Below are 15,522 nucleotides of genomic sequence, written 5' to 3' on the forward strand. Positions count from 1 at the left end.
CACCTCGTGCCGTTCTCTGAGGACGGCACGAGGTGCATGGTGAAGACGATGGCAAAGGCTCCAGTGCGGCTGACGCATCCGGATAAGGTGCTGGACGAGGCGTCGGGCCTGACAAAGCAGGGGCTGGCCGACTACTACTGGGCCGTGTCCGAGAAGATGCTGCCGCACCTGAAGGGGCGGGCGATCAGCCTGGTGCGGGTGCCGGATGGGATCGGCGAGCCGCAGTTTTATCAGAAGCATAAGACCGCGATGATGCCGGATGGCTTTGACTCCGTCGCCGTGCCCGATAAGAAGACGGGCACGGTGGAGGAGTACATCGCGGCAAATACGCGGGAGGCCATCGCCTCGCTGGCGCAGATGAGCGTGATGGAGGTGCATCCGTGGGGATCGCTGGCGAAGAATCTCGAGAGGGCAGATCGGTTGATCTTCGATCTCGATCCGGATGAGGCTTTGAGTTGGGTGGAACTGGCCGGGGCTGCGGAAGATGCGAAGGAGCGGCTCGAAGCGCTGGGGCTGCGGAGCTTTGTGAAGACGACCGGAGGCAAGGGGCTGCATGTGGTGGTGCCCATCGTGGCCGAGATGGAGTGGCCGGAGGTGAAGGATTTTTGCCATCGGCTGGTGCTCGAGATGGAGCGCGGGAATCCAGAGCTGTACCTGACGAAGATGACCAAGGCCGCTCGGGTGGGGAAGATTTATCTGGATTATCTGAGGAATGAACGCGGGGCTACGGCGGTGGCTCCGTACTCGCCACGGGCGCGGGCTTATGTGGGGGTGGCGATGCCGCTCGATTGGTCGGAGTTGAAGGTGAAGGAACGGCCGGTGTATCGGGTGGGCGGCTTTGCGGAGTGGCGGGGACGTTTGGTGGAGGACGCGTGGGAGGAGTTCTTTGCGGTGAAGCAGAGGGTGAGTCCGAAGGCAAGGAAGGCTTTGGGGATGCAGGCGTAGGGATTGCAGGTGGGTAAGAAAGCATACCTCGGGGGCTAAAGCCCGCGTCTGTGGCTGGTTTTGATGTCCGGGCTAAAGCCCGGACCTACCTCAGAAGCAACGGCAACAGCAAGAACTTGGATCTGGAGAGATGAGCTACTCGGGCTGGATGACGAGGGTTGCGTGCGGCTTAGTGCCCGAGAGGATGCGGCTCAGATGGGTGAAGTAGAGATAGAGCACCGGTGTTGTATACAGCGTAAGCAGTAGCGAGACTGACAGACCGCCGACGATGCTGATGCCGAGCGGGCGGCGCAGCTCGAAGCCTACGCCATTGCCGAGGGCCAGCGGCAGAGCGCCTAGAATCGCTGTCATCGTAGTCATCAGGATGGGGCGGAAGCGGAGTCGGCAGGCCTCATAAATCGCTTGCTCGGGCGACTTCCCTTCACTGCGCTCGGCGTTCAGGGCGAAGTCGATGAGCATGATGGAGTTCTTCTGCACGATGCCGATGAGCAGCACCACGCCGATCAGCGCGATGACGCTGAAGTCGTTGCCCGTGACCATGAGTGCGAGCAGTGCGCCTACGCCCGCAGACGGCAGCGTGGCCAGGATGGTGAGCGGGTGGATGAGGCTCTCGTAGAGCATCCCCAGGACGAGGTAGATGGTGACCAGCGCCAGCGCGATGAGCAGCGGCTGCGACTTGAGCGATGACTGGAAGGCCTGCGCGGTTCCGGCGAAGGCGTGGTGCACGATCTGGGGCAGGCCGATGTCCTGCATGGCCGACTCGATGACGGGAGCGACGTCGCCGAGAGCGAAGCCGGGCGCTAGGTTGAACGAGATGGTGACGGCTGGATACTGGCCCTGGTGGTTGACGACGAGCGGCGTCTTGATGGTGGTGAAGCGGCTGAAGGCCGAGAGCGGAACCAGCGCCGAGCCGGTGCCGTGGACGTAGATCTTCGAGAGCGAGTCGGTGTCCTGCTGGTACTGCGGGGCGGTCTCGACGACGACGTGGTACTGGTTGGTGGGGCCGTAGATAATGGAGACCTGGCGCTGGCCGAAGGCGTCGTAGAGGGTCTGGTCCACCTGATCGGCGGTGATGCCGAAGCGGCTGGCGGTGTCGCGGTCCACGTCGAGTTGAAGGGTTAACCCGGCGTTCACCTGATCGCTGATGACGTCGCGGATGCCGCCAATCTGCTTCATCTTCGCTGTGACGCGCGGCCCCCACTGGTTCAGCATCTCGAGACTCTCGGACGTGAGCGTGTACTGGAACTGCGAGGCTGAGCTGCGTGCGCCGATGTTCAGCTCCTGCTGTGGGACGAGGACGACCTGTACTCCGATGACCTTGTTGAACTGTGGCTGGAGGCGCTTGAGCACCTGCATCGACGAGAGGTGGTGACGCTCTTCGATGCCCTTGAGCACGAGGAAGAGGCTAGAGACGTTGGGCGCGGGCGTGTTGGGGTTCAGGCCGAAGAAAGAGCTTTGGTTCCCTACTGCGTCGTCCTTGGCGACGATCTCCTGGACCAGCCTGGTCTTCGCACCGAGGTCGTCGAAAGAGATATCCTGCGCGCCGCGGATCTGGCCAAAGAGGCGTCCTGTGTCCTGTTGCGGGAAGAAGCCTTTGGAGATGCGGGTGTAGAGAAAGACCGTCAGAGCGCAGGTAAGGATGGCCACCGCCAGCACGATGGGTTGATGGCGCAGAACGACGCGCACACCGGCGGCGTAGGCGGCTTCGAGGCGGTTGAGGATGCGGTCGCCGAAGCGGTAGAAGGGGCCGTGGCGGCGGGTGCTATGGGGTTCGAGCAGCACCGAACACAGCATCGGCGTGACGAAGAGGGAGACCGCGAGCGAGAAGGCGATGGCGATGGAGAGGACCATCGAGAACTCGCGGAAGAGGCGGCCGACGATGCCGCCCATCAGCAGCATGGGGATGAAAGCCGCGACGAGCGAGATGCTCATGGCGATGACGGTGAAGCCGACCTCGCTGGAGCCTTTGATGGCCGCCTGCGTGGGCGAGAGACCGGCCTGGAGGTGGCGGTCTACGTTCTCGATGACGACGATGGCGTCGTCGACGACGAAGCCGGTGGCGATGGTGATCGCCATCAGCGAGAGGTTGTCGAGGGTGAAGCCGACGAGCTTCATCACAGCGAAGGTGCCGAGCAGCGAGAGCGGCACCGAGATGGATGGGATGAGGGTGGAACGGCCCTCGCGCAGGAAGGCGAAGACGACCAGCACCACCAGCACGATGGAGAGCGCCAGCGTGATGGTGATGTCGTGGATGGAGGCGCGGATGGTGGTGGTGCGGTCCATCATGGAGTAAAGCCGGATGGTGGGGGGCAGACTGGCGCGCAGGGTCGGAAGCAGAGCCAGGATGGCGTCGACGGTGGCGATGGCGTTAGCACCGGGGGTCTTGTTGACGACGATCTGGATGGCCGGGTGACCGTTGACGAAGCCGCCGGTGCGGGTGTCCTCGACCGAATCGAGGACGGTGGCGACGTCGCGGACGCGGACGGCAGAGCCGTGGCTCATGCCCAGGATGAGCGGGGCGTACTGGTCGGCGCGATCGAGCTGATCGGTGGCGGAGATGCTCCAGACGCGGTCGTCTTCGAGCAGGCGGCCTTTGGGCTTGCTGACGCTGGCCCCGGCAAGGACGGAGCGGAGTCGCTCGAAGCCGAGGCGGTAGGCGCTGAGTGCAAGCGGGTTGGCCTCGACGCGGACGGCGGGCTTGGAGGAGCCGTTGAGTGAGACCTGGCCGACGCCGGGGACCTGCGCGATCTTCTGCGAGATGGTCGAGTCGGCGATGTCGTAGATCTCTCGCAGTGGGACGGTGTCGGACTCGATGACGAGGATGAGGATGGAGGGGTCGGTCGGGTTGACCTTGCGGTAGAAGGGCGCGCTGGGCAGGTTGGTGGGGAGCTGCGAGCGGGCGGCGTTGATGGCGGCCTGGACGTCGCGGGCGGCTCCGTTGAGGTCGCGGTTCAGGTCGAACTGGAGGTTGATGGTGGTGCCGCCGGTGGTGCTGGCGGAGGTCATCTCGGTAATACCGGCGATGCGGCCGAACTGGCGCTCGAGCGGAGTGGCAATTGAGGAGGCCATGACGGAAGGGCTGGCTCCGGGGAGTGCGGCCTGGACGGAGATGGTCGGAAACTCGGTCTGCGGCAGGGATGCGACGGGCAGGAAGAAGTAGGCAAGCGCCCCAGCTAGCATGACTGCGACGGAGAGCAGTGTGGTTGCGACGGGCCGACGGATAAAAGGCGCGGAGAGGTACGTCACTGAGTAGCTTGGCTAACTATTCTTGATTTTGTAATACCAACAAGATAACGCACTTCGTGCCGTTCTCGGGCTACATGAGCAAGATCGTCTTCTGAGGGCCTCCGTTGGTCGACAGCGAGCATCGTTTGATTCCGACTAATGAAAATATCAAGTGGAAGTATCAAGGGAGCTAGCCTCCTCAGACTGCTCCAAAATGCCACGAAGTGCTCTGGCAGGACGGTTCTTACTCGTTTCTTCGGGCGAAGGCGAACGGATTGAAGTTCACATGATCGTCAAAGGCGTCGGAGTGCTCGGCGCGTTTGAGCGCGTTGACCACCAGATAGGTAAGCGGCGTGGCCAGCACCTCGTACCCGACCTTGAGGCCGTAGCCGACGAGGATCATCTTTGGCAGCGTGCTGAGCGGCACGGAGCCCGCGAAGGTAAGGACGATCACCAGGCTGGTATCGACGGCCTGACCGACCACGGTGGACCCGACGGTGCGGGTCCAGAGCATACGGCCTCGGGTGAGCAGCTTGAGCCGGGCCATGGTGTAGGAGTTAGCGAACTCCCCGGCCCAGAAGGAGATGAGTGACGCCACCAGGATGCGCGGGATGATGCCGAAGACGGTGGCGAAGGCCTGCTGGTTGGGCCAGCCGGGAGCAGCAGGCAGGGCGATGACAGTGGCCGCCACTCCGTAGAGCAGGGCAGTGCCGAAGAAGCCCAGCCAGATGGCGCGGCGCGAGGCAGCGTAGCCGTAGACCTCGGTGAAGATGTCTCCGAAGATGTAGGTGATGGGAAAGAGCAGGATGGCGCCGGAGACGGGAAACGGGCCGATCTGGCAGACCTTCTGGGCGATGAGGTTGGAGACCAGGAGGATGACGACGAAGGCGGTTGTGAGGGCGTCGAGGTAGAGAAAACGGCGCTGCGGCAGGGGTTCGGCGGGCGTGGGGCGGGCGTTCGGTGGCGCTGCGGACATGAGACCAGTATGGCGCGAAAGGCGGGCCTTTTGACAGGGCGGAGAGATGTTGTTAACGTTGAAGATGAGTGAACAGGAACCCGCGTGGGGCGGGCTGTTGCCTTGTTATGCGTCCCCGTCGTCCAGAGGCCCAGGACACCGCCCTTTCACGGCGATGACACGGGTTCGAATCCCGTCGGGGACGCCAACCCTTTCAATAACTTACAAGCGAATCGAGCTGCTGGCCGAGCTTAGCTCATAGAACATTTCAAAAAAATCTCAAAGCTCGAAGCTGGAATTTGTCTTTGCTGCCCCCATAGAGCCGCTTGCTTTGACCTGCAAAACACAGCGTTAGATCTGCATTTGACCGATATCCGGACCACCCTGAGTGGGCGGCCCGGATATCTTTAGGGTTTCAGTTAGAACGTGACCTTACCACCGAGGCGCGCCATTCGGCCGAAGTCGATACCCGATGGCTTGAGGAGCGAAGGCCCGATCGTCGTTACCGCCGCAGTCACCGCGCTTGTATTGAACACGTTGAACAGATCGGCTACCGGCTCGAACTGCACCCGCTCCCGGATGCTCCAGGACTTCGAAACTCGTAAGTCCACGAGGTTCTGGAACGGATAACGGTAGCTTCCAGGAGCAGCTACAAAGACGTTTTGTGTCACTTGCGTCAGCCCTGGAACAATCGAGGTGGTAACGGTATAGGTACGCGACTGAGGCAGGCCCGAGTTCGACCGCAGTGTTCCCGAAACCTGGATCTTCTTCCAGATCGAGTAGTTGCCGCCGATGCGAATCTGGAAAGGCGCGTCATACCCCAGGTTACCTGCCAGGTTGATCAGGTTGTTCGGATTGTTGAAGTCATTCGACGTGCTCGATCCATCCGGAGTGCCGATGCTTCGCCCCCAGGTGAAACTGCCGAACACCGATCCCTTCCTGAAGCGGGTATTCACTGTAAACTCGACACCGTTGTAGTGCTGAAAGAGATTAGGCAACGTCTGCTCGTACAGTTTAGAGAGTCCCAACGTGGACTTGTTCTGGTTATAGACCGTCAGCGGTTGCCCATTGATCGGATTGGTGATCGTCACCGGCGTATAAGAGGTAGACGGCACGGCCTGGTTCACGATGCCGTACAGATCGTAAAACGTACGGTGGTAGTACGCCGCGCTGGCCGACGTGCTGGAACCAAACTGGTGCTGAATCATCGCCGTGTACTCCATCTGATACGGCCGTTTGATCCCCGGGTCCAGGTGCGCTCCGTTGTTGCTGAACGCTGTGCACTGCGCCTGAATACCCGCGGGAATCTCTGCATAGCTCGTCGGAAGAACGTTGGGATCCATACTGTACGGCGCGAGAGCAGTCGCACTCCACGGGCAGGTCCGGTATGCCAGGAAGTTCTGGTTGATGTTCTGCACGAGCGTTGTGCCTTCGAGGCGGTCGTACTTGCTTACACCTCCACGAACAGCAGTCTTCGAATCGCCAAAGACGTCCCACGAAATACCCAGACGCGGCGAAAAGGTATTCCAGAGAACGTATCCGTTCTGGGCTGCCTGATAGGTCCCATAGGACTGCCCATTTACGACAATGGGAGTAACAGTCCATTGGGCAACTGGAGACGACTGCTGCGGGATCGTCATGTTGGTGTGCTGAAAACGGATTCCCGGGTTGATCGTAATCCGCTTGGAGATCTTCCAGGTGTCCTGCAGGTACCAGCCCAGGTCGACGGGCATCGTCTCGCGGTGTGCCAAGGGCGCATTGTACAACCGAATGGAGTTGGGAACACCGCTGTTGTAGACCTGGATCATGTTGTTGTTCATGGTGAACGCCTCCTGCCATGACCCCGTCCGCATCTGCAGTCCGGTCTTCAGGCTGTGCCGTCCACTTACATACGTTGCGCTCGTCATATACGCGCGGAATGTGCCGCGGTCGTTATCGGCGCGCGGCGAGACACGCGAGATCGTCGAGGTAATCTGGTCGTAGGCAGCAACTGCACCCGCAACAACTCCCGGTTCAAAGCCCAGGTTGTAGTTCACCGGCATCAGCGTCATACCAAGTTCCAGCGCAAGCTTCGGTGTTGGTGTAAAGGTCCACTTGGCCTGCGCGATATAGTTCAGCCACGTCTTCTGCACCACGTCGGCAAGCGGATCGTTGAAGTTCGCGGTCAGCAGGTTGTTTGGCCTATGACCGCGGAACTTGAAGCCGCGGTCATAGGAGACCGTCAGCCGCTGATTCTTACTGATCTGGCCGGTCAACCGAAGCGCCGCGTCCGTCAAGCGATTGTCGTCCAGCGCCTGTGTGCCCTGCGGAGTAAAGGTGTTGGCCAGGAAGTTGTTCGCGCCCCAGCGCCGGAAGCTGCCGAAGAACCACAGACGATCCTTTAGAATCGGGCCGCCTAGTCCGGGGTTGATGTCATAGATCGTATCGATGCGGTTCGGAGCTGTCAGGCCCAGTTTCACCAAGTCCGGGGTTAGATTACCGCTCTGTAGGAACTGGTTGGCCCCCGTGCCGAAGACCGAACCGTGGAACTGGTTGCCGCCTTCCCTTGGAATCATGTTGATCTGGATACCGCCGATCGGCGCCTCCGCCGGCAACGTATCGGTCGTGTACACAATGTTCTCAAGCAGGCTGTCGTTGTAGTATGCGCCCGTCTGGTTGCCGCTGAAGCCGGTGTGCTGAATCCACATGCCGTCCACCAGGAACACGTTGTCGTTGCCTGACGATCCATGCACTTGCAACGTCGCCTGTTGCATACCGGTCGTGCCGCCCACGTCTGGGGTTGAGGTAGTCACACCGGCGATCAACTGGCCCACGCCGAAGATATCGTGTCCGGTCGGCACTGTATCCAGCGCCTTGCGGTCGATGACCTGCTCGGTTACCGAGTCCTGCACGTCGACCAGCGGGGCCTGCAGGGAGACCGTGACCGTATCGTTGTTCGCGCCCAAAACCAGCGCAGCATCGAGGGTCTGGGTGAAGGCCGCGGCCAGCTCAACATTCTCATGCCGCAGTACACTGAAGCCCGGAGCAGTAAACGTCACCGTATAGATCCCCGGACGAAGGTCGATGACGCGATAACGTCCGCCGCTATCGGTCGTGGTCTGGCGGCCTGTGCCAATCAACGATGCACCTGTGATCTGTACAGAAACTCCCGGAACTACCGCGCCGGTCGCGTCGGAAACTACACCCACAATCGAGCTATCGGTTTGGGCATGACCCGGCACACTCAACAGTCCCGTCATCAGGCAGAGAAGAAGAATTACTGTGACATAGCAACGAAGGAGTGAAAAACTCTTCACCCTAAAAAGAAAAGCAGAAAATGCGGAATAAGACATGGCTTCTCCTAAGTACAACCTGTGTAAATAGAATCGATCTCGACTGCACAAGTGCTCTGGCCAGCAGGGGCGTAGACAGAGGATGGTCAATCCCTGGAAATACGGACCACCAAAATCCAATGCGCAAGTTCGTTATGAACGCAAGCTCTTCTTCAGAGCCCACGCAAACGTTAAGTATTGTTTATTTGCAACTTTGATTGAGCTCGTAACATCGTTACGCCTCCGCGCTCTTCTGCTACCGCCATAGGAGACTAGGACAGGCGGGCCGAAGCAGCTTCAGAGAAAGCGCTAGCTACAACAACCACAAAGTAATGCAGTCAAGAAGCTCATGGATGGAAATCACTGTATCTCAAGTTGAAAGGTCAGACAAGCGCTTTCTCATTTTTGACTTACATGACTGGTAAGTGTCCTCGAATAGGACCGGAAGCTAAGACATAATTGAAGCCCGAAAATGTGGGCTCCAGTTATAAGGAATTATTCTGGAATTACTCCAGTCCCCACCTGGCAAACCTCGAATCTATCTCTTACCAAATCCCAACTCGATCGAAGGCTGTTCCGGCTCAAGGTGAATGATCTTATAGACCTTCCCAGCCTTTATCACGAAGACAACGCGGCCATCGCTCCCACTTTTGCCTCAGTGAGTACCTTGAATCTCAACCGGAAGCGTGATCGTCATCTTCCTTGGCGTCAGGCATACGTGGTCGTTACACATCTGGTAGCGTGCCGTTACCTTCAACACATCCAGCCCCGGCTTATGTCCGTTCACTGCGCGAAGCGGCAGGTCGAAGTGAGCTCGCCCAATGTAGTAGTCCACCTTGATCCCATAATTCGGATCTTCCGTGGATACCGGCGGCGACGCATGGATCGGTCCCGCCGCTTCAAATGCCTGTCCCTGGTCCAACACCAGAGTCGTCGGAATCGGCCCATCCTCGATCTTTTTCATGCCGTACAGATGCCATCCTGGCTCGATCTCCGCCGTTACATGGACAGTCAGCGGGACACCCGGTGCGGCCTTCACATCGTGGTCGGAGAAGCTCCAGCGAACCGGATTCACATCTTGTGCCAGCGCACCTACCGACATAGCCAGCAGAACCAAAGGAAGTCGCCCGATCATCTCTTCGCCTCAACTATCTTTTCGTTAGGAGCACGAGAAAGGTCGACCCAGCCAGCCTGCAACACCTTCTTGGTGTCATCATCCTGGATGAATGCCGCCACTGCCAGGCCGTTGCCGCCTAACTTCTCCAGGCGAATGGGCCAGCGATAGGTTCCATCGACGTTATCCTTGTCGTCGCCTTTTTCGAAGTCGTCGTGATACTTCTTGATATCCGCCAGAATCTGATCCTGGTTGAACGTGTGTTCAATCGTCTGCGGCTTCGTACTCGTCAGCGGAATATTTTCCGTTGTCCTCACCACCATGGGATGGAACCGCACGCCCGTCTCTCCAGAGTAAGTCAGCAGCTTATCGACCACCGCAAGCTTCAGCGTCAGATGGTTTGAAGTCGATTGAATCCTCTTGATCTGAACGCTTACCGGAATATCATGCCCTTTCTCCGATGCTTTCAGCGTAAAGTCCGCTTCGGCGGGAATCGCAAGCTGCTCATCTACATCGTGCGAGAGTTGCAGCGCAAACTCATGAGACCGTTCCGCGAAACCGCCACCCAGCTCCACATGCCCGGCCAGAATCGTCGTAGGAGCGCTCACTCCCGTGTAGTATGCGAACGTGGCCAGAGAAGGATAGTTCGTCATCGGGTCTGGGCCAGCGCGGTTTTGATGGTACATCAGCACCGCAACATCCCTGCGCGGGTAACGCTCCAACAGCTGGTCGAACGCCATATCCATGCCCAGGCACGGAGGGCACTTCGATCCGGTCAGCAGCTCCAGTAACACCGTCCGATGCGGCGTCCCCGCATACTCCTCCAGCGCAGTCTGCTTCGGAAAGTCCTTACGATACTGCGTATCTAGATACGGTTCCAGACCGTCCAGCGAGCCATTGTGCGCCGCACGATAAAGCGCCTCCAGCTTTGTCCGGTCCGCCTTGTTGGCATGCGCCAGGTAACCCTGCGTCCGATAAGCGAGTTCTTTATCCTTGTCGCCGCTTGCAGCCGCAAGCTCTGCCAGGCTATGCGCCGTCTCGGTCGAGTAGGCGTTTTTCTCGAGCGACTGCTCCAGGAACTTTTGCCCTTCGGACGTCTTATTTTCTTTCACGCAAATCTGGCCGAGGATCGTCAGAATGTGCGCCTGGGCTGTCCTGTACAGATTCTCGATCGACCCCTCGATTGGTGGGCGGATAGCGGTTGCATAAGTCTTGTGGACTCCGTCTGCAAATAGCGGATAGCTCAATCCATCGAACGCCTTGTGGGCAAACGTCTCGGCGTCAGGCAGAGCCATATCCTTGTCCAGCAAAGCAACTGCAAACTGCGTCGACAGATACACCTGATTCATACCCGTCGCCGACGCCGCCGTCTCCTTCGCCAGGGCAACTGCCTTCGTAAGATCGTTCGGCCACCCTGCGACCGCTGCGTCGATCAACTCGCCACCGGCAAGATCGTGAGCCGACCTCGTATCCGGGTAGTCCTTCAAGAACTTCTGGAAAGCCTCCACCCTCGACTTCGGATCTTCAATCTCTTTGGCCGCGCTGAACGCCTGATCCGCTTGAGACTGCGAACCGTGCTCCGGAGACGTTGTCGGGGCATTCAGTGGGGTATTTGCCAGGTTGACCTGGTGCGGTGTCTGCGCAGGAAGGGCGAGTGCCAGCGCCAGTAGTCCGAAGCCGACCGCCGTATTTCGTCCAGTCATAACTTCCCTCTTTTCGAGATGCCGTTCGATACGCGTTGGACCGTTAGTGCTACCTGCCAACGCGGGCCTTCCTGTTACCTCACCAGCTCCGCCGTGTGACGGGGAGCAGGCTGGGCGAGGAGCGTTTCGACTAGTGCCGTAACGTCATGCTCCAGGGCTTCATGGCCAGCGGTGTTACCGGGACCGGCGAAGCCTGCGTGCGTTCGCTTGACGCGGCCATCGCGACCGATAAAGAAAGAAGTCGGCCAGCAATTGAGGTTGACGCCCTGGGGGATCTTTTCGTTGAGTTGGTCGGTGGTTCCGGCAAGCAGCACCGGATAGGTGATGCCGTAGTGCGCGATAAAGGATTGCAGGCGCTTGGTGTCTGTCGCCGGATCGCCCTGTTCGAAGTCGAGGTTCACGATCTCGAGGCCGAGCGGGTGGAACTTCCTGTAAAGGCTGACGAGAAAAGGAGCCTCGTCGTGGCAGTTGGGGCACCAGGAGCCGCCGATGGCGATGATGACGACCTTGCCGCGAAAGCGTGGGTCGGTGTTGGAGACGGTCTTTCCGGTTACGTCGGGGAAGCTGAAGGTGAAGGGCGCGTTGGGCTCCTTTACGGTCGTCTGCTGGGAGGGGTCGGTTGGGGCGAGGAGGTTCAGCTTGCGCGCTTCTGCCGGGCGGCGGGCGATCCAGGTAGCGGGGGCAGGACCGTGGACCGGGGGCAAGAGGCTTTTGACGGCAAGGGTGCCATCGGAGGCTGGCGTGACGGCGTAGAGGGCAGGGCCCGCGGCGGTGAAGTGTCCGACAGTGTAACTGGTTCCAGTCCAGGTGCCCCAGAGTCCTCCGGTGTCGCCGTCAATGCGCTGGATAACGGTCTTGATGACCGGTGAATCGTGTAAAGGCGGATCGACGCGAAACTCCCAGGCTGATTCTCCCTTCGCGCTCTGGGTCGCGATCTCCCAGGAACCACTGATGGAAGGCGCATTGGTGGCAGCCGCGGGATCTGTGACTCGATCGACATGGTTCAGGGTGACCGGGATCGGGGCTGCAGCCTTCGAGAGGCTCGAAGCAACTGCGGTGCCATAGGTGCCGGTAAGGGTGCGGCCCACCAGGTCAGCTTCAAACTTGCGGGCAAAGTAATCGAAGGAGACTACGAGATGCGTACCGTTGAAGGTGACTGAAGAAGCGGGAGTGGTATCGGGATGTTCTGCCGGACCGTTGAGGAAGGATGCCTTCAGATTCGCACCGGCACCGGAGATCCGAATCGTAACCGGCACCTGCACCGAGCCAGCGACCGTGGCGAAGCCCTGCCAGATGCCGCCTATTGGGGCGCCGGGGTCACCCTGCGGAAAGAGACGCGCAGGCGCGGACAAAGAAGCTAAGGCACTGGCAGACAGCACGAAATAGCTGAAAAGGCGATTCATCGGAATCTCCATTGCAAATAAGCTGGATTAGCAGCCGGGACTGGGCCGATTTGAATTCGAGAGAGGGCCTAACGGATAGGGCGCGAAACTGCGAGGGCCGGCATGAGTCGGCAACAACAACACAGTTTGGGCAGGACGCTCACAGAGCTAAAGTAGCCCTCCCCTCGTTGCCAAGTCAAGTAAAAGCAACATTGGAGCCGACTGGTCGAGTGGAAGACAACTCCAACAGGATAGAGGGCTGGATCGCCTACGCTTCACTCAGCCCGATCACTTCCCGGCCGCCGCCAGGATGGTTACCCGGCAGTCCAATGACTGTGATCCCAGTGAAGTGACGATCCGCCCGCCCTATACCTCGATCTTCGGCGATTACATCAAGCAGGAACTCAGCTATGAGCCCGTCCCGAACTACTGGGTTCTGGATGGAGGAATAGGCCCATGGGAGTATCCCAACAGTGGCCGGTCAGGCTTACGGTTTAGGACGATGCTTTTCACGGCAACGGCATGGGTTCGAATTCCGTCATGGACACCAATGCTTTCAACAACTGACAAAGGCATAAATATACCTGTCTCATCTAGCTGATCCTGATGAGACAGGCATATTTGTGCCAATCATTTGCCCTCCGGCATGGCGTCTATACCATTCACGCGGCCCTGTGGGGGAGCTTCCAATCTGGCCGAATAAAGTGGCAGGTATAGCCGTTTGGAATACGCTCCAGGTAGTCCTGATGCTCCGGCTCCGCCTCCCAGAAAGGCCCGGCAGCCACTACTTCCGTCACCGCCTTACCCGGCCAAAGGCCCGAGGCATTGACGTCCGCGATCGTCTCCTCCGCCGTGCGCTTCTGTTCCTCATTCGTGTAGAAGATCGCAGAGCGATAGCTGGTTCCAAGATCATTTCCCTGCCGGTTCAGTGTCGTCGGGTCGTGAATCTGGAAGAAGAACTCGAGCAACTTACGATAGCTTATCTGCTTCGGATCGAAGACGATCTCAATCGCTTCGGCATGAGTGCCATGGTTGCGATAAGTTGCATTTTCTACATCGCCACCGGCGTATCCGACTCGCGTGGAGATCACTCCGGGATACCGGCGCAAAAGATCCTGCATCCCCCAGAAGCAGCCACCAGCCAAGATTGCGGTCTCAAAAGAACTCATTGTGTTACTCCTCCTTCGGATCGAATAATTTCAAATAATCGCCGTAGCCTTCGCTTTCAAGCTCGTCCACGGGAATAAACCGCAGCGAAGCGGAGTTGATGCAGTATCGAAGACCACCTGCTTCCTGCGGGCCGTCGTCGAATACATGCCCAAGATGACTGTCACCGTGGCTCGAACGCACCTCAGTCCGGGCCATGCCGTAACTGTTATCAGGCCGCTGCTCCACATTGTCGCCCTCGACCGGCTTGGTAAAGCTAGGCCATCCACAATCGCTGTCAAACTTGTCGAGCGAAGAAAAGAGCGGCTCACCAGAGACCACGTCTACATAGAGACCAGGTTCGCTATAGTCCCAATAGGCATTATCGAATGGCCGTTCCGTTCCACTCTGCTGTGTGACCTGAAACTGTTCGGGAGACAGTCGAGCAATTGCATCTGGGTCCTTGGTGTAATTTGGCATTTTTTCCGCCGATCTTGAGCTAATTCCATTAGCTGTTGATTTGATCTTTCCGACGACAAAGCAGATGCAGCTTTGTTCAGGAAAAATGCTTATTGCTTGTTCAGCCCAGGTTCGAGGGCGAGCGAAATCGCCTACCTTCCCCACGATCCAGCAAGCTAAGTGATGCATCTGGCAGGTTCTTGAGCGGCTGCAACTCCGACCTGGGATAACCCAATCTGGCTGATCCCACTATACCGCCAAGTTCGTAATACGATCCGTGAAGACTCGTAGATATCCCAGCGGAACTTCATGAAGTTCCGCGCCGGAAACCAACCCATGTCGACCTTGTGGAAAGGCTCCGTATCGGATCGCTGCGAAACCGAAAATCGACTAAGTGCATCGTACTAAATTGCTTATTTCGGAGGACAACATGGCAAGGCCAACCTGGTCAGGGCAAATCCAGATTTCTCTAGTGTCGATTGGAGTCAAAATTTTTCCCGCAAGCAACTCCGCCCGCCAGGTGGAGTTCCACCAGATTGACCGAAAGACTGGCAAGCGGGTCCACCATCAGAACGTTGCCGAAGGCGAGTCGGTCGAACAGAAGGACGTTATCAAAGGCTTCGAGTACGCCAAGGGAATGTATGTTCAGATCGAACCGGATGAGCTGAAGCGACTTCGCATTCCGACAGCGACCGTCATGGAGATCAGGCAATTCGTGAAGGCCGAAGAGATATCGCGGGAGCTGATCGACAGACCATATTTTGTTGCCCCCAAAGATGAGGCACAGGCTAAAGCGCTCGCTATCATGCGCAAGGGACTCGCTCAGACCGGCACCATGGGAATCGGCGAGATCGCCTTCAGCGGCCGCGAGCACCTTGTCGCTATCGCCGCGCCTCTTGACCCGAAACAAGGTGGGTTGATGCTATACACCTTGCGATACAAAGAAGAGCTGCGAGATCCTCAGTCAGCTGTCGGCAGTGTCAAGGACACCGCTATAGATTCCAAAGAACTGTCGCTGGCAAAACAACTGATCAGCAGCGGCACCTCGACGTTCGATCATGCAGCCTACAAAAATGACTATGAGAGTGCCGTCCGAAAACTGGTAGATGCAAAGCGTAAGAACAAGCCGTTGCCGGTCGAAGAGCCGAAGCAAAGATCAGGCAAGGTCATCAACCTCATGGACGCCCTTCGCCAGAGTCTGGCGAAGAAGAAGACCTCTTCCACTTCATCGCAGAAAGGCTCCGCCCGTCGTGGAAAGGCTGCTTGATGACTACCATCAGCG

At 58.5% G+C, this 15,522-nt stretch carries 10 protein-coding genes and 1 tRNA gene; 3 read left to right on the forward strand and 8 right to left on the reverse strand.

The window, feature by feature from the left end; translation table 11 throughout:
• Positions 1–48 precede the first annotated feature (48 nt).
• On the forward strand, positions 49–945 hold the full coding sequence (gene ligD, locus FTO74_RS12585; protein ID WP_255462237.1) for a non-homologous end-joining DNA ligase: 897 nt from the start codon (positions 49–51) through the stop codon (positions 943–945).
• Positions 946–1,080: 135 nt separating this feature from the next.
• Here ligD and FTO74_RS12590 read toward each other — a convergent pair whose 3' ends face one another.
• The gene (locus FTO74_RS12590; RefSeq protein WP_162538465.1) at positions 1,081–4,191 is read right to left on the reverse strand and encodes an efflux RND transporter permease subunit; all 3,111 of its coding nucleotides are present in this window, start codon (positions 4,189–4,191) and stop codon (positions 1,081–1,083) included.
• Positions 4,192–4,414: 223 nt separating this feature from the next.
• The gene (locus FTO74_RS12595; RefSeq protein WP_162538466.1) at positions 4,415–5,146 is read right to left on the reverse strand and encodes a queuosine precursor transporter; all 732 of its coding nucleotides are present in this window, start codon (positions 5,144–5,146) and stop codon (positions 4,415–4,417) included.
• A gap of 111 nt (positions 5,147–5,257) precedes the next feature.
• On the opposite strand from FTO74_RS12595, the gene FTO74_RS12600 reads away from it, so the two are divergent.
• A tRNA-Glu gene (locus tag FTO74_RS12600) sits at positions 5,258–5,333 on the forward strand.
• A 211-nt stretch (positions 5,334–5,544) separates the two neighbouring features.
• Here FTO74_RS12600 and FTO74_RS12605 read toward each other — a convergent pair.
• The 6 genes from FTO74_RS12605 to msrB form a co-directional block, all read right to left on the reverse strand.
• Complete coding sequence (locus tag FTO74_RS12605; RefSeq protein ID WP_162538467.1) at positions 5,545–8,364, reverse strand: TonB-dependent receptor; 2,820 nt, start codon at positions 8,362–8,364, stop codon at positions 5,545–5,547.
• A gap of 727 nt (positions 8,365–9,091) precedes the next feature.
• Complete coding sequence (locus tag FTO74_RS12610) at positions 9,092–9,571, reverse strand: protein-disulfide reductase DsbD domain-containing protein (RefSeq protein ID WP_162538468.1); 480 nt, start codon at positions 9,569–9,571, stop codon at positions 9,092–9,094.
• Entirely contained in the window at positions 9,568–11,253 is a 1,686-nt protein-coding gene (locus FTO74_RS12615; RefSeq protein ID WP_162538469.1) for a hypothetical protein, read from the reverse strand. Before FTO74_RS12615 ends, FTO74_RS12610 begins: the two co-directional genes overlap by 4 nt.
• Positions 11,254–11,327: 74 nt before the next feature.
• Positions 11,328–12,656: a TlpA disulfide reductase family protein gene (locus tag FTO74_RS12620; protein ID WP_162538470.1), complete on the reverse strand. Its 1,329-nt coding sequence runs from the start codon at positions 12,654–12,656 to the stop codon at positions 11,328–11,330.
• A gap of 641 nt (positions 12,657–13,297) precedes the next feature.
• On the reverse strand, positions 13,298–13,804 hold the full coding sequence (gene msrA, locus FTO74_RS12625; RefSeq protein WP_162538471.1) for a peptide-methionine (S)-S-oxide reductase MsrA: 507 nt from the start codon (positions 13,802–13,804) through the stop codon (positions 13,298–13,300).
• Between the two features lie 4 nt (positions 13,805–13,808).
• Complete coding sequence (gene msrB, locus FTO74_RS12630; protein ID WP_162539862.1) at positions 13,809–14,261, reverse strand: peptide-methionine (R)-S-oxide reductase MsrB; 453 nt, start codon at positions 14,259–14,261, stop codon at positions 13,809–13,811.
• Between the two features lie 409 nt (positions 14,262–14,670).
• Between msrB and FTO74_RS12635 the strand changes: the two genes are divergently transcribed.
• Positions 14,671–15,507, forward strand: coding sequence for a Ku protein (locus FTO74_RS12635; protein ID WP_162538472.1), 837 nt, complete (start codon positions 14,671–14,673; stop codon positions 15,505–15,507).
• Positions 15,508–15,522: the final 15 nt, after the last annotated feature.

It is taken from the genome of Granulicella sp. WH15, assembly GCF_009914315.1.
GTDB lineage: Bacteria > Acidobacteriota > Terriglobia > Terriglobales > Acidobacteriaceae > Edaphobacter.

Bases quoted from the DNA above. Each gene is read 5' to 3' on its own strand.
- ligD (WP_255462237.1), top strand. From the start codon at position 49: ATGGCAAAGGCTCCAGTGCGGCTGACGCATCCGGATAAGGTGCTGGAC.
- FTO74_RS12595 (WP_162538466.1), bottom strand. From the start codon at position 5,146: ATGTCCGCAGCGCCACCGAACGCCCGCCCCACGCCCGCCGAACCCCTG.
- FTO74_RS12605 (WP_162538467.1), bottom strand. From the start codon at position 8,364: ATGACGGGACTGTTGAGTGTGCCGGGTCATGCCCAAACCGATAGCTCG.
- FTO74_RS12610 (WP_162538468.1), bottom strand. From the start codon at position 9,571: ATGATCGGGCGACTTCCTTTGGTTCTGCTGGCTATGTCGGTAGGTGCG.
- FTO74_RS12615 (WP_162538469.1), bottom strand. From the start codon at position 11,253: ATGACTGGACGAAATACGGCGGTCGGCTTCGGACTACTGGCGCTGGCA.
- FTO74_RS12620 (WP_162538470.1), bottom strand. From the start codon at position 12,656: ATGAATCGCCTTTTCAGCTATTTCGTGCTGTCTGCCAGTGCCTTAGCT.
- msrA (WP_162538471.1), bottom strand. From the start codon at position 13,804: ATGAGTTCTTTTGAGACCGCAATCTTGGCTGGTGGCTGCTTCTGGGGG.
- msrB (WP_162539862.1), bottom strand. From the start codon at position 14,261: ATGCCAAATTACACCAAGGACCCAGATGCAATTGCTCGACTGTCTCCC.
- FTO74_RS12635 (WP_162538472.1), top strand. From the start codon at position 14,671: ATGGCAAGGCCAACCTGGTCAGGGCAAATCCAGATTTCTCTAGTGTCG.